Annotated in this window: 23 protein-coding genes and 2 pseudogenes; 20 read left to right on the top strand and 5 right to left on the bottom strand. The window is 40.6% G+C overall.

Annotated elements, in window-relative coordinates:
* Window positions 1-21: 21 nt before the first annotated feature.
* The 7 genes from secG (at window position 22) to HMPREF2780_RS03260 (ending at window position 8,877) form a co-directional block, all read left to right on the top strand.
* On the top strand, window positions 22-255 hold the full coding sequence (gene secG, locus HMPREF2780_RS03290; RefSeq protein ID WP_008809063.1) for a preprotein translocase subunit SecG: 234 nt from the start codon (window positions 22-24) through the stop codon (window positions 253-255).
* Between the two features lie 85 nt (window positions 256-340).
* Entirely contained in the window at window positions 341-2,689 is a 2,349-nt protein-coding gene (rnr, locus tag HMPREF2780_RS03285; RefSeq protein ID WP_105026142.1) for a ribonuclease R, read from the top strand.
* Complete coding sequence (smpB, locus tag HMPREF2780_RS03280) at window positions 2,652-3,119, top strand: SsrA-binding protein SmpB (protein WP_002894882.1); 468 nt, start codon at window positions 2,652-2,654, stop codon at window positions 3,117-3,119. Before rnr ends, smpB begins: the two co-directional genes overlap by 38 nt.
* Before the next feature lie 251 nt (window positions 3,120-3,370).
* Window positions 3,371-5,101: a C69 family dipeptidase gene (locus HMPREF2780_RS03275; RefSeq protein WP_105026141.1), complete on the top strand. Its 1,731-nt coding sequence runs from the start codon at window positions 3,371-3,373 to the stop codon at window positions 5,099-5,101.
* Window positions 5,102-5,279: 178 nt separating this feature from the next.
* Complete coding sequence (tehB, locus tag HMPREF2780_RS03270) at window positions 5,280-6,140, top strand: SAM-dependent methyltransferase TehB (RefSeq protein WP_061583555.1); 861 nt, start codon at window positions 5,280-5,282, stop codon at window positions 6,138-6,140.
* 267 nt (window positions 6,141-6,407) lie between these two features.
* A complete protein-coding gene (locus tag HMPREF2780_RS03265) occupies window positions 6,408-8,072 on the top strand; it encodes a C69 family dipeptidase (protein WP_105026140.1) in 1,665 nt (554 codons plus the stop codon).
* Complete coding sequence (locus HMPREF2780_RS03260) at window positions 8,065-8,877, top strand: PrsW family glutamic-type intramembrane protease (protein ID WP_008809058.1); 813 nt, start codon at window positions 8,065-8,067, stop codon at window positions 8,875-8,877. Before HMPREF2780_RS03265 ends, HMPREF2780_RS03260 begins: the two co-directional genes overlap by 8 nt.
* A 170-nt stretch (window positions 8,878-9,047) precedes the next feature.
* Here HMPREF2780_RS03260 and HMPREF2780_RS03255 read toward each other — a convergent pair whose 3' ends face one another.
* Complete coding sequence (locus HMPREF2780_RS03255; RefSeq protein ID WP_105026139.1) at window positions 9,048-9,602, bottom strand: TetR/AcrR family transcriptional regulator; 555 nt, start codon at window positions 9,600-9,602, stop codon at window positions 9,048-9,050.
* Window positions 9,603-9,743: 141 nt separating this feature from the next.
* Here HMPREF2780_RS03255 and HMPREF2780_RS03250 point away from each other — a divergent pair, with 141 nt between their 5' ends.
* From HMPREF2780_RS03250 to HMPREF2780_RS11735, 3 genes and pseudogenes are all read left to right on the top strand, one after another.
* A complete protein-coding gene (locus HMPREF2780_RS03250; RefSeq protein WP_105026138.1) occupies window positions 9,744-10,445 on the top strand; it encodes an ABC transporter ATP-binding protein in 702 nt (233 codons plus the stop codon).
* A gap of 1 nt (window position 10,446) precedes the next feature.
* The gene (locus HMPREF2780_RS03245) at window positions 10,447-13,170 is read left to right on the top strand and encodes an ABC transporter permease (protein WP_105026137.1); all 2,724 of its coding nucleotides are present in this window, start codon (window positions 10,447-10,449) and stop codon (window positions 13,168-13,170) included.
* Between the two features lie 170 nt (window positions 13,171-13,340).
* A pseudogene (locus tag HMPREF2780_RS11735) lies at window positions 13,341-13,488 on the top strand (IS3 family transposase); the annotation flags it as partial.
* A gap of 258 nt (window positions 13,489-13,746) precedes the next feature.
* On the opposite strand, the gene HMPREF2780_RS11730 reads toward HMPREF2780_RS11735, so the two are convergent.
* From HMPREF2780_RS11730 to HMPREF2780_RS03230, 3 genes are all read right to left on the bottom strand, one after another.
* Window positions 13,747-13,914: a DUF2992 family protein gene (locus HMPREF2780_RS11730; RefSeq protein WP_008809054.1), complete on the bottom strand. Its 168-nt coding sequence runs from the start codon at window positions 13,912-13,914 to the stop codon at window positions 13,747-13,749.
* A 140-nt stretch (window positions 13,915-14,054) separates the two neighbouring features.
* On the bottom strand, window positions 14,055-15,287 hold the full coding sequence (locus tag HMPREF2780_RS03235) for an acyl-CoA thioester hydrolase/BAAT C-terminal domain-containing protein (RefSeq protein ID WP_105026136.1): 1,233 nt from the start codon (window positions 15,285-15,287) through the stop codon (window positions 14,055-14,057).
* Window positions 15,288-15,342: 55 nt separating this feature from the next.
* A complete protein-coding gene (locus HMPREF2780_RS03230) occupies window positions 15,343-15,798 on the bottom strand; it encodes a MarR family winged helix-turn-helix transcriptional regulator (RefSeq protein WP_096755370.1) in 456 nt (151 codons plus the stop codon).
* 207 nt (window positions 15,799-16,005) lie between these two features.
* Between HMPREF2780_RS03230 and HMPREF2780_RS03225 the strand changes: the two genes are divergently transcribed.
* The 10 genes and pseudogenes from HMPREF2780_RS03225 to HMPREF2780_RS03180 all read left to right on the top strand — a co-directional run bounded on the left by HMPREF2780_RS03225 (window position 16,006) and on the right by HMPREF2780_RS03180 (window position 22,968).
* Entirely contained in the window at window positions 16,006-16,854 is an 849-nt protein-coding gene (locus tag HMPREF2780_RS03225; RefSeq protein ID WP_105026135.1) for a metallophosphoesterase family protein, read from the top strand.
* Window positions 16,855-16,913: 59 nt separating this feature from the next.
* On the top strand, window positions 16,914-17,363 hold the full coding sequence (locus tag HMPREF2780_RS03220; protein WP_048763305.1) for an Rrf2 family transcriptional regulator: 450 nt from the start codon (window positions 16,914-16,916) through the stop codon (window positions 17,361-17,363).
* A gap of 231 nt (window positions 17,364-17,594) precedes the next feature.
* Window positions 17,595-18,473, top strand: coding sequence for a VOC family protein (locus tag HMPREF2780_RS03215; RefSeq protein WP_105026134.1), 879 nt, complete (start codon window positions 17,595-17,597; stop codon window positions 18,471-18,473).
* A 109-nt stretch (window positions 18,474-18,582) separates the two neighbouring features.
* Window positions 18,583-18,855 (top strand): PspC domain-containing protein, encoded by a 273-nt coding sequence (locus HMPREF2780_RS03210; RefSeq protein ID WP_061585196.1) that lies wholly within the window; start codon window positions 18,583-18,585, stop codon window positions 18,853-18,855.
* 27 nt (window positions 18,856-18,882) lie between these two features.
* Window positions 18,883-19,386 carry an NUDIX hydrolase gene (locus HMPREF2780_RS03205; RefSeq protein ID WP_105026133.1) on the top strand — a complete coding sequence of 168 codons (504 nt, stop codon included), beginning with the start codon at window positions 18,883-18,885 and terminating at the stop codon, window positions 19,384-19,386.
* 113 nt (window positions 19,387-19,499) lie between these two features.
* Window positions 19,500-20,435 (top strand): HPr(Ser) kinase/phosphatase, encoded by a 936-nt coding sequence (hprK, locus tag HMPREF2780_RS03200; protein WP_105026132.1) that lies wholly within the window; start codon window positions 19,500-19,502, stop codon window positions 20,433-20,435.
* On the top strand, window positions 20,428-21,237 hold the full coding sequence (gene lgt / locus HMPREF2780_RS03195; protein ID WP_061598745.1) for a prolipoprotein diacylglyceryl transferase: 810 nt from the start codon (window positions 20,428-20,430) through the stop codon (window positions 21,235-21,237). The genes hprK and lgt overlap by 8 nt, the downstream gene beginning before the upstream one ends.
* Window positions 21,230-21,662 (top strand): annotated as a pseudogene (locus tag HMPREF2780_RS03190) (DUF948 domain-containing protein). The gene lgt and the pseudogene HMPREF2780_RS03190 overlap by 8 nt, the downstream one beginning before the upstream one ends.
* Window positions 21,635-22,078: a YtxH domain-containing protein gene (locus HMPREF2780_RS03185; protein WP_061595854.1), complete on the top strand. Its 444-nt coding sequence runs from the start codon at window positions 21,635-21,637 to the stop codon at window positions 22,076-22,078. The pseudogene HMPREF2780_RS03190 and the gene HMPREF2780_RS03185 overlap by 28 nt, the downstream one beginning before the upstream one ends.
* Before the next feature lie 89 nt (window positions 22,079-22,167).
* Complete coding sequence (locus tag HMPREF2780_RS03180; protein WP_060554017.1) at window positions 22,168-22,968, top strand: C39 family peptidase; 801 nt, start codon at window positions 22,168-22,170, stop codon at window positions 22,966-22,968.
* 43 nt (window positions 22,969-23,011) lie between these two features.
* On the opposite strand, the gene HMPREF2780_RS03175 is transcribed toward HMPREF2780_RS03180, so the two are convergent.
* A complete protein-coding gene (locus HMPREF2780_RS03175; protein ID WP_012000206.1) occupies window positions 23,012-23,299 on the bottom strand; it encodes a DUF3270 family protein in 288 nt (95 codons plus the stop codon).
* Between the last annotated feature and the right edge of the window lie 10 nt (window positions 23,300-23,309).

Genomic DNA, 23,309 nt, shown 5'->3' with positions numbered 1-23,309 from the left:
GATTTTAAGGAGTTTGTATTTATGTATAATCTATTATTAATGATTCTATTAATTTTGTCAGTCATTATTGTCATTGCAATCTTTATGCAGCCAACAAAAAACCAATCTAGCAACGTTTTTGACGCCAGCGCTGGTGATTTATTTGAACGACCAAAAGCGCGAGGTTTTGAGGCTGTTATGCAGAATTTGACCGGTGTTCTCGTCTTTTTCTGGTTAGCGGTTGCCTTAGCGTTGACAATCTTATCTAGTAGATAAAATGGGCTCTGACTTTGTCTTAGCCTTTTTTTAAAGTTAAAAATAGGCTATAAAAAAGTTTAATGGAGCAAAGAAGAGAAAAAGTATGAAATCAGAAATAATTCAATATTTAGAAATGAGACAGCAGGCCAGTGTGGATGAGCTAGCGGCTGCCTTGGGGAAAGAGTCTTCCAAGGACTTTAGTGGCTTGGTCAAGACTATCTCCCAGATGGAAAGAAAGCGTCAGATTCGCTTTGATGATAAGGGAAGGATTGAGCTTTATGAAAAGAAAAAACCAGAAAGATTGACCCTTAGGGGGATTTTTCATGCTCATAAAGCAGGCTTTGGCTTTGTCACCCTGAATGAGGAAGAGGATGATCTCTTTGTCGGCCGTAATGATGTCAACCATGCCATAGATGGCGATACGGTGGAAGTAGTTATTACCAAGGTGGCAGACCGGATCAAGGGAACATCAGCTGAGGCAAAGATTATTGATATTTTGGAGCACAGTCTGACTTCAGCAGTTGGCCAGCTGGTTCTGGATGAGGAAAAGCCCAAGTACGCGGGCTATATCCGCTCGAAAAATCAGAAAATTAGCCAGCCCATTTATGTCAAAAAACCAGCTATGGTTTTAGATGGCACAGAGGTGCTCAAGGTTGCTATTGAAAAATATCCAACCAAGAAACACGATTTCTTCGTGGCTAGTCTGGTTGATGTGGTCGGTCATGTCAACGACCCAGGCATTGATGTATTGGAAGTGCTGGAGTCGATGGACATTGTCTCCGAATTTCCAGAAAAGGTTTTGGAAGAAGCCGAGCGAGTTCCGGATACACCGACTGAGAGTGATTTGGAAGGACGTTTGGACCTGCGAGATGAGTTTACCTTCACCATCGATGGGGCGGATGCCAAGGATTTGGACGATGCGGTTCATATCAAGCGCCTGAAAAATGGCAACTTTGAGCTGGGCGTCCATATCGCAGATGTGTCCTACTATGTCAAAGAAGGCTCTGAGCTGGACAAGGAAGCCCTCAATCGTGCAACCTCAGTCTATGTGACCGACCGAGTGGTGCCTATGCTGCCGGAGCGCCTGTCTAACGGTATCTGCTCTCTCAATCCCAATGTGGACCGGCTGACCCAGTCAGCTATCATGGAGATAGATGCCAAGGGGCGCGTGGTCAAACATACCATCACTCAAACTGTCATCAAGACGACCTTCCGCATGACCTATAGTGATGTCAACGACATCATCGCAGGAGATGAGGAAAAAGCTGGGCAGTTCAAGGCTATTGTGCCTAGTATTGACAGCATGGTCCAGCTGCATGAGATTCTGGAAAACATGCGTTTTAAACGCGGAGCGCTTAATTTTGACACCAATGAAGCCAAAATCATGGTCAACAAAGAAGGCCGGCCAGTGGATATTGTCCTGCGTCAGCGGGGAATTGCTGAGCGCATGATTGAGTCCTTTATGCTGGTGGCTAATGAGACGGTGGCTGAGCATTTTGCTAAGCTAAATCTGCCCTTCATCTATCGGATCCACGAGGAGCCAAAGGCGGAGAAAGTGCAGAAGTTTATCGACTACGCCTCTAGCTTTGGGATTCGGATATACGGGACGGCTAGCTCCATGAGTCAGCGGGCTCTGCAGGATATTATGGAGGCGGTCAAAAGCCAGCCTTATGAGGATGTCCTATCCATGATGCTTCTGCGCTCTATGCAACAGGCTCGCTATTCTGAGCACAATCACGGACACTATGGTCTGGCAGCGGAGTTTTATACGCATTTCACCAGTCCGATTCGTCGCTATCCGGACCTTCTGGTTCACCGGATGGTGCGGGATTATGGCAAGTCTAAAGAAATAGCAGAGCATTTTGAGCAAGTGATTCCAGAGATTGCCAGCCAGTCTTCCAGCCGGGAGCGTCGGGCTATCGAAGCCGAGCGTGAAGTTGAAGCCATGAAGAAGGCTGAGTACATGGAAGAATTCGTTGGGGAAGAGTTTGACGGCGTGGTCTCAAGCGTAGTTAAGTTTGGACTCTTCGTCGAACTGCCTAATACAGTCGAAGGCTTGATTCATGTTACCAACCTGCCAGAGTTTTATAGCTACAATGAGCGGACGATGACCCTGCAAGGAGAAAAGTCTGGCGTGGTCTTCAAGGTCGGTCAGCAGATTCGCATCAAGCTGGTCCGAGCAGATAAGGCTACAGGCGAGATTGACTTTGAATATCTGCCTAGTGAATTTGACCTGGTAGAAAAGACAAGTAAGAGTGGTAGGGGCAAGTCAGGCAGAAAGAGACGCCGTGAAGATGACAAGCGCAGCCATTCTTCCAAAGAAAAAGGCAATAGAGATAAGAAAGATAAGAAGTCCAAGAAAGGCAAGAGCCAGAAGGCATTTTACAAGGAAATAGTCAAGAAAGGAGCCAAGCATGGCAAAGGGAGAAGGAAAGGTCGTCGCGCAAAATAAAAAGGCCAGACACGACTACACCATTGTAGACACCATCGAGGCTGGCATGGTACTGACCGGGACGGAAATCAAAAGTGTCCGTGCTGCCCGCATCAATCTCAAAGATGGCTTTGCCCAGATTAAGAACGGTGAGGCCTGGCTCAGCAATGTCCATATTGCGCCTTATGAAGAGGGCAATATCTGGAATCAGGAGCCTGAGCGTCGCAGAAAGCTGCTGCTGCATAAGAAGCAGATCCAAAAGCTGGAGCAGGAGACCAAGGGAACTGGAATGACGCTGGTGCCGCTCAAGGTCTATCTCAAGGATGGCTATGCCAAGCTGCTCCTTGGCCTAGCTAAAGGGAAGCACGACTACGACAAGCGCGAGTCCATCAAACGCCGCGAGCAAAACCGCGACATCGCAAGACAGATGAAGAACTTTAATACAAGATGAAAGACTGGGCGACCGGTCTTTTTTATTCCTTTTCTTTCCGTCCATTGCTATAAATAGACTAAAAGTACACAAAAGAACCATTAAATCAAAATAATATAGAATAAACAAACACTTTTGTAATAAATATTGTAAACGCTTGCAAAAATACCTTTATATAGTATACTGAGGATGGAATGTTTTGGTATTATGGTTTATACTACTTAGACTGGGACTTGATTCCATCCCTGCAGATAGTCAAAAGGAGATAGACTATGAAGAAAATACTGCTCAGACTAATGTTCCTTGCAATGTTAGTTGCTCTTTTGCCTGTTCATGTGGCACAAGCGTGTTCTGCTTTTATTGTCGGTAAAGACCTGACAGCAGATGGCTCTACTCTATTTGGTCGGACAGAGGACTATCCATACGCCCCTGACGGTGGTCGGCACAATCAAAACTATGTAGTTGTGCCAGCTAAGACCTATAAAGATGGCGATAAGATAGAAGATGAGTCAAATGGCTTTACCTATCCGCATTTGGCGAATGAAATGAAATACACAGCTGTCTACGACTCTGATCGTGACAACGGAAGTAACGGAAACTTCGCTGCGCATGGCTTTAATGAACTTGGTGTAGCTATGACAGCGACCGTTTCAGCAACACCAAACGATAAAGTGTTAAAAGAAGATCCACTTGTAAAAGATGGTCTTCCAGAAGCATCATTAGTTGACCTTGCTTTGCCTCGTGCGAAAACAGCACGTGAAGTTATTGAGACAGTCGCGAAAGTTCTGGATGAAAAAGGGTCAGCAGAAGGAAATATCATTGTTGCAGCAGATAAAAATGAGTTATGGTACATGGAAATCCTGTCTGGTCACCAATATGTAGCCATCAAATTCCCAACGAATAAGTATGCTGTCTTTGCGAACACTTACTATCTTGGTCACGTTGACTTGAACGATAAGGAAAATGTCATTGCTTCTAAAGATGTGGAAGAAGTAGCTAAAAAAGCAGACAACTATAAGACCGACAAAGATGGCAACTTTATGATTGCTAAATCATACGGACCTGATAAATATATGGAACGTAACCGTTCTCGGACTTATGCAGGTATCAAGTGGATGGACCCACAAGCAAAAGTAAATTATGACGATGAAGCTTTTGATCTCTTGCGCGAACCAACTGATCCAAATAAGAAATACACGGTTCATGATATGATCGCGGAACAAAGAAATCGTTTTGAACACTTGCCCGAATATAAGGCAGATGATTTGGTTGAAGTTGGTAAGAAAATAGATACCAATGTTTATAAGTATGCTTTAGGTAACGAAAATGTAATTGACGCCCACGTTTATCAAATCAAACCAAACCTACCAAATGCCTTTGGCGGTGTTATGTGGCTGGGTCTGGCACAAAGTCGCAACACACCATATGTACCATTCTATGGTAATGTAGAAGATACTTACGAAGCTTTCAAGAATCGTTCTACTAAATATGACGGAAAATCTTGGTATTGGACTGTTTGGCATATTGACCAAATGGTTATGAAATATCCAGAAATCTTTGGTAACAGCATCCAAGAAAAATGGAAAGAAAAAGAAGCTGAATGGGATAAAGAACAAACCGAACGCGACGCCAAATATGCAAACTACACAGATGAACAAGCCAAAGCCGCTGGACCAGAAGTGACTAAGGAAGCCTTGGAACGCTCAGAAAAAATCTTTAAGGAAATCAAAGCAGTCGAAGCTGAGATGGAAGAAAAGATCAAGATGGAAAAAGGTCAAGATGCCGACCTTGTCTATACAGGCTATAACAAGGCAAATCTCTTGGCAGATGCCAAAAAAGGTAAGGAAAAAGACAAAGCTAAGGAAAGTGATACCAAGAAAGAAAACTCTGAAACTAAGAAGGGCGATTCTAACCAGTACGGTTTGTGGATAGTCATAGCCTTAGTCGTTGTTGTAGGTGGCTTTATTGCCTTCAAACAATTTAGCAATAAGAAAGAAGACTAAGTTTTTCTTATCTATTCTGACTAAAGAACCGAGTTCCGATACTCGGTTCTTTTTCCATTTCTAGCTTTAACTTCTCAAAGGTTTGGTATTTTCTTAATTTTGATGTGCAGGTAAGCTTGTCAAGAGGACGATTTTTCGGTATGATTAAAAAGAAATCAGATTGCTTGGAAGGAATTATATGATGCAAGATTTAGTTATGTATAAACGTATGCCCATTTGGACTGCAGAAACTATGCCAGAAGCTGTGCAACGCAAGCATAATACCAAGGTAGGCACTTGGGGGAAAATCACAGTCCTTACTGGAGAATTAAAATTTATTGAAATGACTGAGAATGGGGAAGAGTTGGCTGAGCACATTTTTAAAGCTGGAGAAGACAATCCCTATGCTCAGCCCCAGGCTTGGCATCGTGTCGAAGCCTTGACTGACGATCTCGAATGGTACTTAGAGTTCTACTGTCTACCCAAGGATTACTATGCAAAGAAATATGGTCTGACGCCTGTCCATTCTGAGGTACTGGAAGCTACAGATACTGTAAAACCCGGAAAAGCTTTGGACTTAGGCTGTGGCCAAGGAAGAAATGCTCTCTTTTTGGAGCAGTTGGGGTTTGATGTAACTGCTGTAGATGTTAATCCCTTGTCATTAAACAATCTTGCATCTATTATCGAAGCAGAAGATCTGAATATGTTAGCCGGAACTTATGATATTAACTCTGCGAACCTGACTCAAAAGTACGATTTCATTGTATCCACTGTAGTCTTTATGTTCTTGAATCGTGAACGTGTTCCTGAGATTATCCGAAACATGCAAGAGCAAACAAACCCAGGTGGCTATAATCTTATCGTCTGTGCCATGGATACAGAAAGTCATCCGTGTCATATGCCTTTCTCTTTTACTTTCAAGGAAGGAGAGCTACGTGAATACTACAAGGATTGGGAATTCATCAAATATAATGAAGATTTAGGCAGACTTCATAAGGTTGATGAAAATGGCAATCGAATCCAGCTTCAATTTGCGACGATGCTGGCTAAAAAGAAATAAACAATAATGGAAGTACTCGTTTTGCTAGTATTTCCATTTTTTATGTTTGTAAAAAAATTTTTATACAGCTTGATAGGAATGTTTGTAAATTTATACAAGAACCTCAAGTAAAAAATTAAATTTACAAAGTAATCAGAATTTTTCTTAGGTGAATTTATTCATTTTTCTGTAGAAATCTAATTTGGAAACGCTTGCAAGCATAGAAGGAGAATAGTATACTAAACATGTGGTATTCGGTTTACCAATTAATATATAAAGGAGAAACTGATGAAAAAGAATCTTTTCAGATGGCTTGTTACAGCCATGATGCTTCTTATACTCTTTCCTTTCCAAGTCGTCCAAGCTTGTACGGGCTTTATCATTGGGAAGAATTTGACGACCGATGGTTCGACTCTCTATGGCAGAACAGAGGACTTGGAGCCTAATCACAATAAAAACTTTGTTGTGAGGGAGAGAAAGAATAATAAAGCTGGTGATAAGTTCGTAGATGAAACCAATGGTTTTAGCTTTGATTTACCAGCTGTTAGTTACAAGTATACGGCAGTTCCAGATGTGACTCCAGAACAAGGTGTCTTTGATGAAGCTGGCTTCAACGAAGAAGGAGTTTCTATTTCTGCTACTGTCTCAGCAAGCGCCAACGATGATATTCAGAAAAAAGATCCTTACGTTAAGGATGGTATTGCCGAGTCAGCTATAACTTCTGTAGTTCTTCCTCATGTCAAAACAGCTAGGGAAGGAGTAGAGCTCCTAGCAAAAATTGTTAGAGAAAAGGGTGCGGCAGAAGGAAATATCATAACGATTGCAGACAAGTCTGGTGTTTGGTATATGGAGATCCTTTCTGGGCACCAATACGCAGCAATCAAGTTTCCTGATGACAAATATGCTGTCTTTCCTAACACTTTCTTCCTTGGCAATATCAATGTAAATGATACAGAAAATACTATTGCTTCAGCGGATCTTGAGAAAACAGCTCGTGATGCAGGAACTTACAAAGAAGTTAATGGGGCTTTTCATATAGCTCAATCCTATAATCCGCCTTTGGCTGAAGCGAATCGTTCTAGGGTTTGGTCTGGTATCAAGGCTTTGAATCCAAATGCAGATGTAAAATATGACGATGAATATTTTGAACTCATGCATTCAACCAATGACAAGCTTAGTCTACGAGATGCTATGAATTTGCAACGGAACCGCCTAGAGGGAACAGATTTTAAACCGCTTGATCAGATGGAGCTTGATGGTAAAGGGATTCCAGATAAGAAAAAGGCAGATCCTGTTTATAAGTATCCGATCTCCAATCCTAATGTCATGGAAGCACATATCTTTCAGTTAAAAGATAATTTACCTGCTAAAACAGGAGGAGGCATTTTCTGGCTTTCTATGGGAAGTCCGCGAAATGCACCATACCTACCTTACTATGCAAATATCAACAATACTTATCGGGCTTATCAAGAAATGAGTACAGCCTATAATGAAAATTCTTGGTATTGGACAGTTAGCCGTATCAATGATCTAGTAGCTAAATATCCTGATTTATTTGAAGATGGCTCTATCCGTAGTGAGATTGAACGTCTAGAAACCCAATGGATGGAAGAGCAGGCTGCTTATGATAAAGAACAAATTAGCCTGGCTAACCAACCAGAAGAAGCTAGTCTAAAAGCAACGAAACTTTCCATGGAACGAGCGGAATCAGTCTTTAAACACCTCAAGGAAATTCAGAAAAAAGCTGAAGACAAGGTAGTAAGTGAATATGGTATTAAAGCCCTAAAAGAAATTGAGGAATCAGAAGATTCTAATACCGAAGAAACCATTCGTCTGGAAGATTTTGATTACGATATTGCTTTGGCTGGAGGAATCTTTGTTCTGACTGTTGTTGGAATAGTGATCTATCTCGTAAAACGCAAAAATAAAAAAGGAGCAGACAGTCATGAATAAAACAAGAAGAATTGCTCTCTATATTTATTTGGTATTAGCAGGTATTGGCTTGCAGTTTGAATTGGGAGACATGGCAGATAAGGACATCACCTTAGAGGCTGGACGTGACCTCATCCTTAATCTAGCTGTTTTAGCGGCCTTCTTCCTACCTATCTATTTCTTAATTAAAAAGCTTGCCAAAAAGTTATCTGTAGAGACCATTGTTCTCGGAACTGCCCTTTTTGGAGGTGCATTTATTGCAGGCTGGCTTAGCTTTGCAGGTAATAGCCTGATTGACATTATTAATTCAAATTTCATTAAAGATCCTGCAGTTTTTAATGACTGGACCAATGCATTGACGGCTCCTTTTGCTGAGGAATTTTTCAAGGCCTTGACTGCCTTTGCAGCCCTTTATATTTTGGGTAAAAAAGATCTCCAATCTGTCTTAATTGCTGGACTGAGCTCTGGTTTTGGTTTCCAAGTCATAGAAGATATTGGTTATGTATCCAGACAGACTTTTGGTGGAGAAAATAGCGGTGCTTTAGAAGCGATTGGTAGAATTGCTGGTGGCTTTGCTTCCCATACGCTCTATACGGCAGTCGTGACTGTTGGGGTCTACCTTCTCTTTTCTAAAGTTTATAAGAAATATCGCCGCTTCGGTCTCTGGTGCGTCGTTTCAACAGTTGTTAACCATTTTATTTGGAACTCTCCATTTTACGAAACAGAACATCGGATCAATCTAGTTGTTGGAGCTTTATTTGCTTTTCTTGCAGCTACCTTTGTAGAGGTTTACCGGCTGGTCATAAAAGAGCATAACTTAAGTTGAATAAACTAAAAACAAGCCTTTAAGTGGCTTGTTTTTAGTTTGAAAAGTGAGGTCTGTTGGCGACATATCAGTTAGGTTCAGCATATAATTCTCTCTTCCCAGACTACCGGTATTCCGTGTAAGTAGAAGCTTATGTCACAAAGAGATTGATAAAGCATTTCTGCTCCTTCTTATCTCCAATATTCATAGTTATAAGTAGTCAAAATCATATCAGTGATTTCTTCGGGCTCTTCCTGAGCTCCGCCAGCTATCCAGAGAGAAACAACCCCTTCAACGCTGGATAAGAAAATTTCCAGTGCATATTTCTGGGGAATCTGAAAGTTTCCCTCTAAAAAAAGCTTGGTAGAAACTTCTTGCTTGTCGCTCAGAATGACACTGGTCAGAAACTCCCGGATGGCCTCACGAAAGTTTATATAGTGGCTCCTAGTCAGGGCATTGATAAGCCGTTCATTGGCACGAAGTATATGAAAATTTGCTGTCATTAACTTTTTGGGAGATTCCCTTTCCTCCTCAAAAAAACTATAAAGCTGGGAAATAATGTCACTTTTTAGACTATCAATCATCTGGTACTTGTCCTCATAGTGGAGATAAAAGGTACCTCGGTTAATACCAGCCCGCTTGCAGAGCTTGCTGATGGAGATATTCTCAAATTTTTCTTCTGAAAGTAACTGAATCAAGGCTTCTTTGATGTCTTCCTTGGTGCTGGTTTTTCGTTTCTGGGCCATTTTTCTTCCTTTTTCTTAAATCAACAGTTTGTTGATTTTTGATTATTGCTTTTTATCTAAGCTCATTATATAATATCTGTGATTTAGAATCAACACCTTGTTGATTTAAAAGAAACGAGCTTTGAAAAGGAGAAAAACGATATGGCTTACATTGAAATGAAACATAGCTTTAAACGTTATCAGGTAGGTGATACAAAAATTGTAGCCAATAACGATATTTCTTTTGAGATTGAAAAGGGGGAACTGGTTATTATACTGGGGGCTTCTGGTGCTGGTAAGTCTACAGTGCTCAATATTCTCGGCGGTATGGATACCAATGATGAGGGAGATATCTTGATAGACGGTCAGAATATTGCTGACTACAATTCCCACCAGCTGACGGACTATCGTCGCAATGATGTGGGCTTCGTCTTTCAGTTTTACAATTTGGTGCCCAACCTGACGGCTAAGGAAAATGTCGAATTGGCTTCGGAGATTGTCAAGGATGCTCAAGATCCAGTGGCCGTTCTAACTGCGGTTGGTATGGAAAATCGCCTCAATAATTTTCCAGCGCAGTTGTCAGGTGGGGAGCAGCAGCGGGTCTCTATTGCTCGGGCGGTGGCAAAAAATCCCAAAATTTTGCTCTGCGACGAACCGACAGGAGCTCTGGACTACAATACCGGCAAGCAAGTGCTGCAAATCTTACAGGACATGTCTCGCAATCAAGGAGCGACGGTGATTATCGTGACCCACAATGCTGCCTTGGCTCCCATTGCTGATCGGGTCATTCGCATGCACGACGCGAGAGTCAAGAGTATCACAGTCAATGATCAACCACAGGATATAAGTACATTGGAGTATTGATATGAAGAGAAAGATTTATTGGAAAGATATTCTGCGCTCCTTCACTAGCTCTAAAGGACGTTTCCTATCTATTTTAATCCTCATGATGCTGGGTTCTTTAGCTCTTGTAGGGCTCAAGGTCGCTCCGCCAAATATGCGCAGAACAGCAACCGATTACTTGAAAGAGCAGCGAACCATGGACTTGGTTGTTATGGCGGACTATGGTTTGGATGCGGAGGATCAGAAAGAGCTGGAAGCTATCAAGGGAGCCGATGTCGAGTTTGGCTATCTGACAGATGTCACCGTGGACGAGGAGGCCCTCCGAGTATTCTCAGATACCAAGGATATTTCAAGCTTTCAAGTGACCTCCGGTCGTCTTCCCAAGAATGAGCAAGAAATTGCCCTAGCTAGCTTTTGGTCTAAAAAATATAAAATTGGCCAGGAGATTGATCTGACCGAAAAAGCCGGCAGCCGGTCAGTTTTAAAAAACAAGACCTATAAGGTCGTGGGATTTGTCAACTCAGCAGAGCTTTGGTCTGATAGAAATCTGGGCAATGCGACTAGTGGAAGCGGGGCTTTATCAGCCTATGCTGTAGTCAGCCCCAAGGCCTTTGATACAGATGTTTACACTATTGCCCGCCTGCGCTATCATGATTTAGAAAAGCTGGCTCCCTTCTCTGAAAGCTATCAGGAGCGTGTGGAGCAGCACCAGACTGCTTTGGATAAGAGCCTGGAAGATAACGGAGAGGCTCGCTTTAAGCGATTAGAGGCAGATGCCAAAAGTACCGTTCAGAAGGGCCAAGATAAGATTGCTCAGGCAGAGATTGATCTGACCCAAGGTAAAAAACAGTTAGAGCAAGCTCAGAGTCAGCTAGACCAGCAAAAAAGCCAGCTAGCAGCAGCCCAAGCCGCTTCTATCCTCCCTCCTGCTCAGCTCAGCCAGAGCCAGCAGCAGATTCAGGAAGCTGAGTCCCAGCTCAATCAGAAAAAAGTAGAGCTAGCTCAGGCGGAAAAAGACTTATCAGCTAGCAAGGACAAGCTAGCTGACGCTAAGGCAAACCTGAGTCGTTTGAAAGAGCCGGCCTATCATAGCTATGACCGCAAGTCCCTGCCAGGTGGGAATGGCTATCATATGTATAAAAACTCCATGAATAGTATTGCGTCGATTGGCAATATCTTCCCGGTGGTGCTCTATTTGGTGGCAGCAATGGTGACCTTTACCACTATGACGCGCTTTGTCGATGAGGAGCGAACAAATGCAGGTGTCTTTAAGGCCTTAGGCTATCATAGCCGAGATATCATTCGCAAGTTTGCTCTTTACGGTTTGGTAGCGGGCAGTCTAGGTACCCTCATAGGGATTCTGCTGGGACATTATTTCTTGTCGGGAGTGATTTCTTCTATTATTACTAGAGGAATGGTACTTTCTACCCCTCATGCATATTTTTATGTTTCCTATAGTTTACTGGCCCTGGGACTTTCCCTTTTATCCAGTGTCCTCCCTGCCTATTTGGTGGCAAGACGGGAGCTGAGAGAAGAAGCAGCTCACTTGCTTTTGCCCAAGCCACCAGTTAAAGGCTCCAAGATCTTTTTGGAAAGACTGTCCCTGATCTGGCGACGTCTTAGTTTTACTCAGAAGGTCACAGCTCGCAATATCTTTCGCTATAAGCAGCGGATGTTTATGACCATCTTTGGTGTGGCGGGTTCTGTTGCTCTTCTCTTTGCCGGCCTAGGACTCCAATCTTCTATTGGTGGTATTCCCAAACGTCAGTTTGAGGAGATTCTGCGCTATGACTTGATTGTCGCTGTCAATCCTGGGGAAAATCAAGCCGAACAAGATAAGCTGAAAAAAATGCTGGCAGATGACTCGATTGCTGATTATCAGGAAATCCATAGTGAAACCTTGACAGAGAAATACAAAGGAAAAAAAGAGACAGAGTCAGTCACTTTAATGGTTACGGACAAGGAAAATTTTGAACCTTTTATTTCTATGGAAAGTCCTGACAACCAGCAAAAGCTAACTCTCAAGGACGGTGTAGTTGTTTCGGATAAATTGGCCCGCATAGCTGGAGTTAGCCCTGGTAGCCGTATAGAGCTGGGTGGCAAGCCTGTCAAGCTCGCAGCAGTCAGTGAGAATCATTTTGGCCATTTTGCTTTTATGAAGGCGACTGACTACCAGAAGATTTACGGGAGAAAGCCCGAGAAAAATGCTTATCTAGTGCGACTCAAGAACCCTTCTAGTAAGAATATTGTGGACAAGGCCAATGAATTTATGAACCTCAAGTCTGTCAAGAGTGTCTCACAAAACGCTAGCATGGTGAAGCAGTTCAACGTTCTAGCTGATTCTCTTAATAATACGATGCTTATTTTGGTGGTGATCTCTGTTCTTCTAGCAGTTGTCATTCTCTACAATCTGACCAATATCAATGTAGCTGAGCGGATTCGCGAGCTGTCCACTATCAAGGTCCTGGGCTTCCATAATAAGGAAGTGACCCTCTATATCTATCGAGAGACCATTATTCTGTCAGTGATTGGGATGGCAGTTGGGCTTCTAGGTGGTTTCTTCCTGCATCGTTTTTTGATTGAGAAGGTTGCGCCTAGCATTATCAGCTTAAACCCTCAAGTAAGTTCCTCAGTCTATCTGTTTCCTCTAACAGCAGTGACTCTTATCCTGACCTTGCTTGGCTTCTTTGTCAACTATCGCCTCAGACGGGTGGATATGCTGGAAGCGCTCAAGTCTGTTGATTGATAAAAAAACTTTAAAACTTTCACTTACTTGTGAACTGCACCCCAAAAGTTAGACAGAAAAATCTAACTTTTGAGGTGTTTTTAAATAAATTAACTTATGAGGAAAACGTTCAAATCTATGAACTTCGAAAACAAGGGCAGAGCTTCAAACTGCTTTAGAAAGTCTGAGATTTTTATGGATACGAGAAGAATTTTAGAGTCTTAGAGAACCTTTGAAAAAGCTACTGTAAACTATCAAATTACTACTATAATAAACGAAATTAAGGTCAAACTAAAAGGACTCAGTCCTGTTCAATACAGAACTAAATCCTTTGGATAAATTAATTGTCTAACTTTTTGGGGTAGTACAAACTTAATGTTCTTTGCGCTGTTTACATTCAAATTTCTCTTGTTTTAGTGTTTGCTTTTATAGATAAGACTGATGTTTTGAGTGTTTTTCGTTCCTCATTCTGCAACTGCAAGAGTTCTTGCGACATAGAAGACAATTTCTGGTCCATTTGCTTTCTAACTGCTCATTGTAAGCGATTCGGATTCTTAATTTTTTAATGTCGCTTTCTTAATAACTCTGATGTGAAAACTAATTGGGGAAATAAAACCTTAAAAAATCTAATGTTTCTTCATCCCTTGGTTCTCGACCTAAGGTCACATGGCAAACTTGGTAATTTTTCTGATATTCTAGTTTGAAAAGATCACGCAAAAATCCATCTTCAAAATAAGCTGCCAAATCGATTGAAATAGTTTTCATAATAGAACCTCTTTTTTAAAAATCCCTAAGAACGGACAACCAAGGAGGAAGGTTTCTGATATGACAGCCTACGTCTGGACTACTAACCGGAACTGTATTGTTATCTTAGTTGGGACTATTATAGCATGGTTTAGCTCTGTCTACATATTTTTTAGATGTGTATTAAAAAAATTTATCGTAGCTAACCAAGAGTCTACACTTTCTTTCATCAATAAACGCCAATCTTTTCGATAACGATGGTTCGGTTGATAAGCAACCGTCAACATATGCCCTGTTTCATGGTATTTTCTAAACAAGATTGATTGTCCATTATAATGCGAGACAATATCATCTATTGCTGATGATGCCTCCCATATTTCATCAACATCGCTTCCTAGTAATAATAAAGGAGATGAAATTTTACTTATATCAATCCGAGCTCTATGATCCTTAGGAATATGTTGTCCAAAAAGCCTGTTTATCAGAAAATTTCCTAGTTGAAATCTTTGATATGGAAGTTCTTTTTGTAAATATGTCCAAGAAGATGAATGAGAGTTGAGTTTTCCCTTTATTCCCTCAAATATTACATTTGAAGGTGAATTGAGTACTAAACATTGAACATCATCCAAAATACTTTGTGCAGCCAGAACGAGTTCTGCTCCTTTAGAGCGACCATATATTCCTATTTTTGTATTATCAACTTGAGGATGATGACATAGAAAATCTTTCGCCTCCTCCAAACATTCTATCGGAATTCTTTCTAAATTTTGGGGTAATCCCTCTAAACCAAAATAAGCTATCGCAAGACAAATATAACCTCTAGAAGATAAAAGTTGGGCAATGTTCTGAGCTTTTTCAATTCTTCCCTCACTACCACTAACAATAATTACGGCCGGCGCCTTTCTTAACTTTTCATCATAAAATAATCGACCTTGAAAATGCTTATCATAAATATCTTGATACCTTATTCCAAGATTCATATAACGCCTTACAAAACTTTTCTCCGCGACCACATCTTTCCCCAGCTTGATTTTAATTTCAATACCAAAACAATCTCGCAATGGAATTCTATCAAGAGAACTGGGTAATCTCCTTTTCCTATTCTTCAACGGTTTCGCATTAAAGAACAAGCCCATCTCTGAAACTCCTTTATAAGATCCCGAAATAGATGCTGTTTGAGAGGTGTCAATCATACCGCCCTGATCAGATAAAAAAATTGCAGTTGATTTCCACATGACATCATGATCTAAAAGTAAGGGAGCATTTATACAGTAATAATCAGACAGGTACATTTCTACACAATACCTTGTCCTTGGTTCTAAACCATTGATAGTAATATAAAAAGATTCATCTCCTAAGTCAGTTTGTGAAATCAGTTCAATGTTTACACTCATATCTTCTCCTTTTGTTAATATACTTAACAACAAAATTTAAAATTTACCGTGACTTTCACCACGGTAATCCTCCCCATATATTTTCAATATCATCCATCAATTTCACAACTGTTTGAAGCTCCTCCTCGCTATAGTTGTTTAAAACTGAAAAGACCGATTCTTCAATATATGCTTGTTGCTCCTTATGGATTTTAAAAACTTCGATGCCTTTTTCAGATAATCTCAAATATTTATTTTTCCCATTATTCGGAGCAAAATCAAAAACAACTAAATTTTTTTGAATTAATCTCCTAACACTTTGAGTTATTGCACTTCTCGAAACTTTCAACAATTCAGATAATTTCACTAGATTTAAAGGCTGATTTTTCCCAATCACAACAATCAAATGTACCTCATTCAACGTAATGGATTTGTCAATACTAATTTTATGTTGATTTTTTTTTAACTGTTCAAACGTTAAAATAAATCTATTGAAACGATTATTAAATTTAATAAATTCTTTTTTATCCATAAACTTCCTTCATTTTGTTAATTATATTAACAAAATGAAGGTTTTTTGTCAAATAAAAAATCTTCCAGATTTGAATATCATACCAAAAGTTTGACAGAAGAAAACTAACTTTTTGGGGGCAGTACAAAAACTTTCACTTACTTGATGGGTGGAAGTTTTTTTGAACTTTGATATAATATTCCTTGTAAAGAAAGAGAAAGACACACGATGACACGAAAAATTGCCTTATTATCCGATGTACATGGAAATAGCACAGCCTTGGAAGCAGTGCTGGCAGATGCGGAAAGCCAGCAAGTGACAGACTATTGGTTTTTGGGGGATTTGCTCCTGCCAGGAACCGGTCGCAGAAATATCTTAGATAGGATGGATCAGCTGCCCATCAGCCTCCAAGTCAGAGGGAATTGGGAAGACAGTCTCTGGCACGCTCTGCACCAAAAGCTGGATTTGAGTCGCCCCAGCCATCTCTATTTGACCCGGCTCTGCCATTTTGTCCTAGAAGAGATCCATCCAGAAGAGATCAACCGTATGCAGGAACTTCCTCTGCAAATCTTGACAGAAGTAGAGGGATTGAAGATTGCGGTCAGTCACCATCTGCCAGATAAGAATTGGGGACGGGAGTTGATTCATATTGGCGAGCAGAGTGATTTCGACCGCCTTTTTGAAGGAAACGACTGCGCTATCGCTGTTTATGGTCATATTCACCAACAGTTTCTCCGCTACGGGACTAAGGGCCAGCTGATTATCAATCCCGGCTCTATTGGTCAGCCATTCTTTCTAGATTCGGCTTTGCGTCAGGACTTACGAGCCCAGTATGCCATTTTAGAGATTGATGATACGGGTCTGGCTGATGCCGACCTTCGGCGCGTGGCCTACGATGTAGAGCAGGAGCTGAGATTGGCTCGGGAGCTCAACTTGCCTTATTATGAGATTTATCGGGAGAGTTTGGTCAATGGTATCCACCATACCCACAATCACGATCTGCTGCGGGAAATCAGTGAGCGGGAAGGCTATTCAGATGAGATTGCAGCTTTCTTAAAGTCTAGTCGTAACTCTTGAAGTTACACCATTTTTGAGCTATAATAAAAATAAAGGAAAATGATAAGGGAGAAGAAGAGATGCAGATTTCTAGCCGTTTTACCATTGCCACCCATATGCTGATTGTTCTGGCTTTGGAAGGAAAAAAACGAAAACTGACAAGTGATATTCTTGCTGGCAGTGTCGGTGTCAATCCAGTTATTATTCGTAAGACCCTATCCCAGCTCAAGAATGCAGGAATGATTACCGTTGCTCGTGGGACCGGAGGAGCAGAGATTGCTAAAGATTTGAAAGATATTAGCCTGTTGGATGTCTATAGTGCGGTTGAGTGTCTAGGAAAGAGTGGCCAGCTCTTTAGCTTTCATGACAAGCCCAATCCAGACTGTCCTATCGGCAAGAACATTCACAACGTCTTGGACGACCGCTTGGCGGCTATTCAGGCAGCCATGGAAGCTGAATTGGCTCAGACCAGCCTTGACGAAGTTGTCGCAGCAACAGAAAAAGAAATTAAAGAACAATCTGTTTCCTAGAAAGCAGGTTGTTTTTTATTGAATATTTTTCTAAGATGTAATTATTGACATTACATTAAGATGTGCTATACTAATAGATGTAACAAAAACAATTACAATTCAGAAATAATCCTTAGGAACAAATGGCAATGTGAAAAGCCATATCAAGGAACCTATCTCTGTTTTGGAGAAATAAAAAAAGATGGAGCAGGAGCACTCCTGACATTTAAAATTTAAGAGAGGAGAAAGTACATGACTTTTGAATATCAAAGCAAGATTTATCTAGGAGAGGTGGCTATTTATGTGGCTGACCTAGCAGGACAAAGCGATTTTTATCAGCGCGTTTTAGGACTGGAACTTTTGGAAGAGCAGGACGGACAGGTGGCTTTGGGCAGGGACGGACAAGTGTTGGTGCGGCTTTTAGCGACCAGTGATCGGCAGTCCATTAAGTCGGCTTACGGTCTTTATCATCTGGCACTCTTGCTTCCAAGCCGTCAAGCCTTAGCAGATATTCTTAAGCATTTATCAGAAAATAAAGTTCCTATGGTTGGAGGAGCAGACCACGGTTATAGTGAAGCCATTTATCTGGAGGATCCAGAAGGCAATGGCATTGAACTTTATCGGGACAAGCCTCAGGCTGATTGGGATATTCGAGAAGATGGCCGCATTATCGGAGTGACGGAAGCGCTAGCGGCTCAAGAAATCTATGAACTAGGTCAGGAAGTCCAGCCGTTTAGTATTGCTTCAGGCACTCGTATGGGCCATGTCCACCTGTCTGTGAAAAATAGCAGAGCTGCTAGTCATTTTTACCAAAAGCTTCTAGGCTTGGAGGATAAATTTTCTGTACCTTCTGCTAGCTGGCTGGCATCAGGAAACTACCATCACCATTTAGCTGTTAATGAATGGGGAGGTTCTCGCTTGAATCATCGCCAACCCAAGCAACTGGGACTAGCCTATTTTGAAGCCCAAGTTCAAGGAAAAGAAGACCTAGTAGCAATTTATGAAAATGCTCTGGACTTGCAGGCGCCAGTCCGATGGATTAGCCCCCAAGAGCTAGAAGTTACAGATCCAGATGGGATTGCTGTGAGAATTATTGTACCCGCTAAATCAAATATAGAAAATAAAGGCTAAGAATTTTCTTAGTCTTTTCTTTGATATTAATCAGAATCAGCCTTGAGCCTGATGGATTTTCCAAAATAAATGATAAAATGAGATTACCTACAGAAAGAGGGAATAGAACATGAAAACGGTCCTTTATAAAACAAGAAGAAATCGATTGTTAGCTGGTGTTTTAGCTGGTTTGACAGATAAGTTTAAATTTGATCTTAGTTTGATTCGTTTTTTATATATCCTTTTTACCATTTCGTCTTTTGGACTTGGAGTTGTTATTTACATTTCTTTAGCAGTACTTCTTCCAACCAAGGAAGATATAGAAGCTGAAATGTACGGGACTGGACCAAGAAAGCGTAAGGATGCAGAACCAATTGATGACGATAAAGGACTTTTTTGGTAATGGCTTGCTGTTTAAAAAAGGAGAACTATGGAAATTTGGGATGCTTATAATGAAGATCGAGAAAAAAATGGGCGTTATTTGGTAAGAGGAGAAAGGATACCCTCTGGCCTATATCATCTCTGTGTGAATGTCTTGGTACGACATGAGGATGGAGATGTTCTTTTTATGAAAAGAAGTAGTCAAAAAGAACTCTATCCCAACTACTTTGAATTTGGGGCTGGTGGCAGTGTACTAGCTGGTGAGGATAGCCTTAGCGCTGCGCTTCGAGAGTTGAAAGAAGAAACAGGTTTAGTCCCCAGCCGGATAAGACTCATTGAGCAGACAATATCTTTTGAAGATCAATGCTTATTTGACTACTATGAAGCAATTATAGTAGGCGATAAGGGGAATATAACCTATCAAGATGGAGAGACTGATGGACATGTCTGGATAGGAATAAATGAATTGTCTGCATTCATGAAAGAGGAGCTTCTCTTTCAACATCAAAAAGCACTATTAAAAAAACTAATAGAGAAACAAGGTGACAGATAAAGTGTAGAAGCCTTTCCTGTCATCTTTTCTTTTCCTAAAAAGGACGCTGAAACTCTCTATAAAAGTAATTTTTTGCTATAATAGAAAAAGAAAGAATCCAAAGGGGGAAACTTATGTCTGTTAAGGTCAAGGACCTCTTGCAAAAAGTAAGATTACAATTGATTTACGGTAGCGAAGAACTACTGGAAAAAGAAATTACGACATCCGATATTTCACGGCCTGGTCTTGAAATGACAGGATATTTTGACTACTATACACCAGAGCGCATTCAGCTGATTGGGATGAAAGAATGGTCTTATTTGATGAAGATGACGAGTCATAACCGCCATCAAGTTCTTCTGAAAATGTTCCAACCTACGACACCTGTTGTCATCATTGCCAGAGATTTGGAGATTCCAGATGAAATGATGCAAGCTGCCCAAGAAAAGCAGATTGTTATTTTGCGTAGCCATACAGCAACGAGCCGATTGTCAGGAGAAATATCAAGCTATCTAGATTCTCGCTTGGCTGAAAGAACAAGCGTTCACGGTGTCTTAATGGATATCTATGGTATGGGTGTTCTCATTCAGGGTGACAGTGGTATCGGTAAAAGTGAGACGGGACTTGAGTTAGTCAAAAGAGGTCACCGTTTGGTAGCGGATGATCGTGTTGATATCTTTGCTAAGGATGAAATGACTCTCTGGGGTGAGCCAGCTGAAATTTTGCGTCATCTGCTGGAAATTCGAGGTGTTGGAATTATCGATGTGATGAGTCTCTATGGTGCTAGTGCAGTTAAAGATTCATCACAGGTTCAAATTGCAGTATATTTGGAAAATTACGACGTCAATAAGACCTTTGACCGCCTAGGTAATGGTTCAGATGAATTAGAAATTGCTGGTGTTCGAATTCCAAGGGTCCGCATTCCAGTTAAAACTGGTCGTAACATCTCCGTTGTAATTGAAGCTGCGGCCATGAATTATAGAGCAAAAGAAATGGGCTTTGATGCTACAAAGATTTTTGAAGAACGCTTGACAAATCTGATCAGCCAGAATGAGGTGAAGAATGATTAATCCAATTGCCTTTCAAATCGGACCATTTGCTATTCGCTGGTATGCAATCTGCATACTTTCAGGCTTAATATTAGCTGTTTACTTGGCTAGGAAAGAAGCCCCTCGTAAAAAGATTAAACCTGATGACATTATTGATTTTATCTTGATTGCTTTTCCACTTGCTATCGTGGGTGCACGACTATACTATGTGGCCTTTGAATGGTCTTATTATTCAAAACAACCATTTATTGAGATTTTCATTACTTGGCATGGTGGTTTAGCTATCTATGGAGGACTGATTACTGGTGCTCTAGTTCTTTATTTCTTTTCTAGGAGTAAATTTATTAATACTTTAGATTTCTTAGATATCGCGGCTCCAGGTGTTATGATTGCTCAGAGTATTGGACGCTGGGGGAATTTTATCAACCAGGAAGCTTACGGTGCTGCGGTCAAGAGTTTAGACTACTTGCCAGGATTTATCAGAGATCAAATGTATATTGATGGAGCTTATCGACAACCTACTTTTCTTTATGAATCTACTTGGAACTTGCTAGGTTTCATTCTCATTATCTTTTTACGCAGAAAACCCAAATTCCTTAAGCAAGGAGATATCACAGCCTTCTATCTTATCTGGTACGGTTGTGGTCGGATGATTATTGAAGGAATGCGGACAGACAGTCTCTACTTTATGGGACTCCGGGTTTCTCAGTGGTTGTCTGCTCTCTTAATTATTCTTGGTGTCGCCTTGGTCGTTTATCAACGTAGAAAAAAAGATACACCGTATTATTACACATCTTTAGAAATGGAGAAGAAAAATGCTTGAAATTTCATATAGTTTAGTCGCAGTCGCTTTGATTGCTTTGATTGTTTACTCCATCTTCTTGGTTAGAAAAATTAGCAATGTTGTGGATGAGACAGAGAAGACGATTAAAGTTCTTACAGCGGATGTTAATGTCACATTATATCAAACCAATGAATTACTAGCTAAAGTCAATGTTTTGACTGATGATATTAACGGTAAAATGGAGACCATAGAACCCCTCTTTACAGCTGTTGCAGATTTATCGTTGTCTGTTTCAGATTTAAATGATTCAGCTCGTAATCTGAGTAAAAAAGCAGCAACGGCTGGTAGAAATTCAGTCAAAGCGGGTGCGGGTTTAACAGCTTGGCGTCTATTATCAAAATTTTTCAATAGATAATCATAAGAAAGAAGGTCCATTATGGGTAAATTTTCATCGATTGTATTAGGAGCAGCGGCTGGGGCTGCAGCAGCTATCTTCTTAAGCAGTGAAAAAGGTAAAGAAGTAAGAGCTAGAGTCAGCAATTTTATCAAAGAAGTGCAAGAGAACCCAGATGAGTTTAAAGAGCAGGTGTGTCATTCTGCAACTGACTTGAAAAATCAAACAGTAGATACTGTTACACAAGTAAGAGACAAGGTCAATAATGGTGAGATTACAAAAGAGTCTATTTTGACATCTGTAAAGGAAACTACAAAAGAGATGTTAGACTATTCACAGGATAAGTTCCAAGCTATTAAAGAAAAAATTCAGGAAGAACATCTGACTAAAGACGACTTGATCTCTTCTATCAGGGAAAAAGCACATGCTTTGACGGATGAAAAAGATCATTCTGAAGAAATCGTTATAGACCTAAAAGAAGACTAAAAGAGCTGGTTAAACCAGCTTTTTTATTTTGTAGAATAACTTGACTCCATGTACGGAAAAGACTATGATAAAGTTGGGGAGGTGGTCTGATGAAATGCATCAAACTTTTAAGCCTTATGTTTGCGATATTGTTTTTTACTGCATGTGCTAACCAAAGAAAAGTAGCAAAACCATTAGATTCTTCTAACTCTGTTTCTAGTAAGAAGTTTTCAAGCAATTCATCTACTTTTTACAGATCAAAAGAAACTTCTTCGGACAATGGTTCGTCTTCGAGTAGTGCTTCAGAATCGCAGGAGATGCCACAAGTTCAAAAAACAGAAGAAGGATCACTTCAGTTGAGACATAGGCTGGAAGTACCTATGCAGGTGCAAAGAGCATGGAATACTTGTGCTCCAACTACTGTGAGCATGATGTTAGCCTGTCGGGGAATCGATATATCGCAAGAACAATTGGCTGAGGAAATGGGCACAGATGCTCATTTTGGGACCCATAATGCCAATGCTATTCAGGTACTTAATCAGCATTTATTTGGTTATCCAGAACCAACTGATGGACAGGCGGGCTATCGCTTGGAAACTGTGAGATCTAGCTCATCTAATTCAATTGATATGCGCCTCTTTAAAGAGCGACTCAAGAAGAATATTGATGCTGGCTATCCTCTATATTATACGTTTGATAATTCAAAGATGTATCCTGGACGTAGTGGGGAGCACAATGTTATCGGAATTGGATATGAATTAAACTCAGATGCTTCTGATATTATTGGAGTTTATTATATTGATCCATCTTATACTGTTCAAGATCCGGTTTATGGAGGGTTAAAGAAAGTGACCCCTCAAGAGCTTTTGACAGCTATGTTGACTTGCCAAGAGCCGAATTATGCATGGTAAGAAAAAAGACCTGCTTCAAGTCAGAAGTAGGTCTCTTGTTTGATTAAAATTTCTTTTTTGAAATAAAACGATAGGTTTGCACTGTTGCAAAGCTTAAAGTCATAGCTAATGCCAGAGCAAAGAAAGTATTCAGTTTGAAAGACAGAAACAGAAAACTAAAAATTGCTGTTAAAATACAAAAAGCAGCAATATTAAAGAAGAAAAGCAACTCTTTTATTTTAGGTTCAATGTCTGATTCTGGAATATATTCTTGGTATAAAGGTAATTGTTCTTCAGGAAGTTCCTGATAGATATAATCCTCTTGATAATTTTTATAATCTCTAAGTGCCATTTTTCTCTCT

The sequence above is a fragment of the Streptococcus sp. HMSC062B01 genome, from assembly GCF_001811085.1.
Classification (GTDB): domain Bacteria; phylum Bacillota; class Bacilli; order Lactobacillales; family Streptococcaceae; genus Streptococcus; species Streptococcus gordonii.
Note: the sequence above shows the minus strand (reverse complement) of the source record. Positions and strands in the feature narration are given on the sequence as shown.

What these genes read in the sequence shown, in the direction of transcription:
- secG (WP_008809063.1), top strand. Translation starts at nt 22, where the DNA reads ATGTATAATCTATTATTAATGATTCTATTAATTTTGTCAGTCATTATT.
- rnr (WP_105026142.1), top strand. Translation starts at nt 341, where the DNA reads ATGAAATCAGAAATAATTCAATATTTAGAAATGAGACAGCAGGCCAGT.
- smpB (WP_002894882.1), top strand. Translation starts at nt 2,652, where the DNA reads ATGGCAAAGGGAGAAGGAAAGGTCGTCGCGCAAAATAAAAAGGCCAGA.
- HMPREF2780_RS03275 (WP_105026141.1), top strand. Translation starts at nt 3,371, where the DNA reads ATGAAGAAAATACTGCTCAGACTAATGTTCCTTGCAATGTTAGTTGCT.
- tehB (WP_061583555.1), top strand. Translation starts at nt 5,280, where the DNA reads ATGATGCAAGATTTAGTTATGTATAAACGTATGCCCATTTGGACTGCA.
- HMPREF2780_RS03265 (WP_105026140.1), top strand. Translation starts at nt 6,408, where the DNA reads ATGAAAAAGAATCTTTTCAGATGGCTTGTTACAGCCATGATGCTTCTT.
- HMPREF2780_RS03260 (WP_008809058.1), top strand. Translation starts at nt 8,065, where the DNA reads ATGAATAAAACAAGAAGAATTGCTCTCTATATTTATTTGGTATTAGCA.
- HMPREF2780_RS03255 (WP_105026139.1), bottom strand. Translation starts at nt 9,602, where the DNA reads ATGGCCCAGAAACGAAAAACCAGCACCAAGGAAGACATCAAAGAAGCC.
- HMPREF2780_RS03250 (WP_105026138.1), top strand. Translation starts at nt 9,744, where the DNA reads ATGGCTTACATTGAAATGAAACATAGCTTTAAACGTTATCAGGTAGGT.
- HMPREF2780_RS03245 (WP_105026137.1), top strand. Translation starts at nt 10,447, where the DNA reads ATGAAGAGAAAGATTTATTGGAAAGATATTCTGCGCTCCTTCACTAGC.
- HMPREF2780_RS11730 (WP_008809054.1), bottom strand. Translation starts at nt 13,914, where the DNA reads ATGAAAACTATTTCAATCGATTTGGCAGCTTATTTTGAAGATGGATTT.
- HMPREF2780_RS03235 (WP_105026136.1), bottom strand. Translation starts at nt 15,287, where the DNA reads ATGAGTGTAAACATTGAACTGATTTCACAAACTGACTTAGGAGATGAA.
- HMPREF2780_RS03230 (WP_096755370.1), bottom strand. Translation starts at nt 15,798, where the DNA reads ATGGATAAAAAAGAATTTATTAAATTTAATAATCGTTTCAATAGATTT.
- HMPREF2780_RS03225 (WP_105026135.1), top strand. Translation starts at nt 16,006, where the DNA reads ATGACACGAAAAATTGCCTTATTATCCGATGTACATGGAAATAGCACA.
- HMPREF2780_RS03220 (WP_048763305.1), top strand. Translation starts at nt 16,914, where the DNA reads ATGCAGATTTCTAGCCGTTTTACCATTGCCACCCATATGCTGATTGTT.
- HMPREF2780_RS03215 (WP_105026134.1), top strand. Translation starts at nt 17,595, where the DNA reads ATGACTTTTGAATATCAAAGCAAGATTTATCTAGGAGAGGTGGCTATT.
- HMPREF2780_RS03210 (WP_061585196.1), top strand. Translation starts at nt 18,583, where the DNA reads ATGAAAACGGTCCTTTATAAAACAAGAAGAAATCGATTGTTAGCTGGT.
- HMPREF2780_RS03205 (WP_105026133.1), top strand. Translation starts at nt 18,883, where the DNA reads ATGGAAATTTGGGATGCTTATAATGAAGATCGAGAAAAAAATGGGCGT.
- hprK (WP_105026132.1), top strand. Translation starts at nt 19,500, where the DNA reads ATGTCTGTTAAGGTCAAGGACCTCTTGCAAAAAGTAAGATTACAATTG.
- lgt (WP_061598745.1), top strand. Translation starts at nt 20,428, where the DNA reads ATGATTAATCCAATTGCCTTTCAAATCGGACCATTTGCTATTCGCTGG.
- HMPREF2780_RS03185 (WP_061595854.1), top strand. Translation starts at nt 21,635, where the DNA reads ATGGGTAAATTTTCATCGATTGTATTAGGAGCAGCGGCTGGGGCTGCA.
- HMPREF2780_RS03180 (WP_060554017.1), top strand. Translation starts at nt 22,168, where the DNA reads ATGAAATGCATCAAACTTTTAAGCCTTATGTTTGCGATATTGTTTTTT.
- HMPREF2780_RS03175 (WP_012000206.1), bottom strand. Translation starts at nt 23,299, where the DNA reads ATGGCACTTAGAGATTATAAAAATTATCAAGAGGATTATATCTATCAG.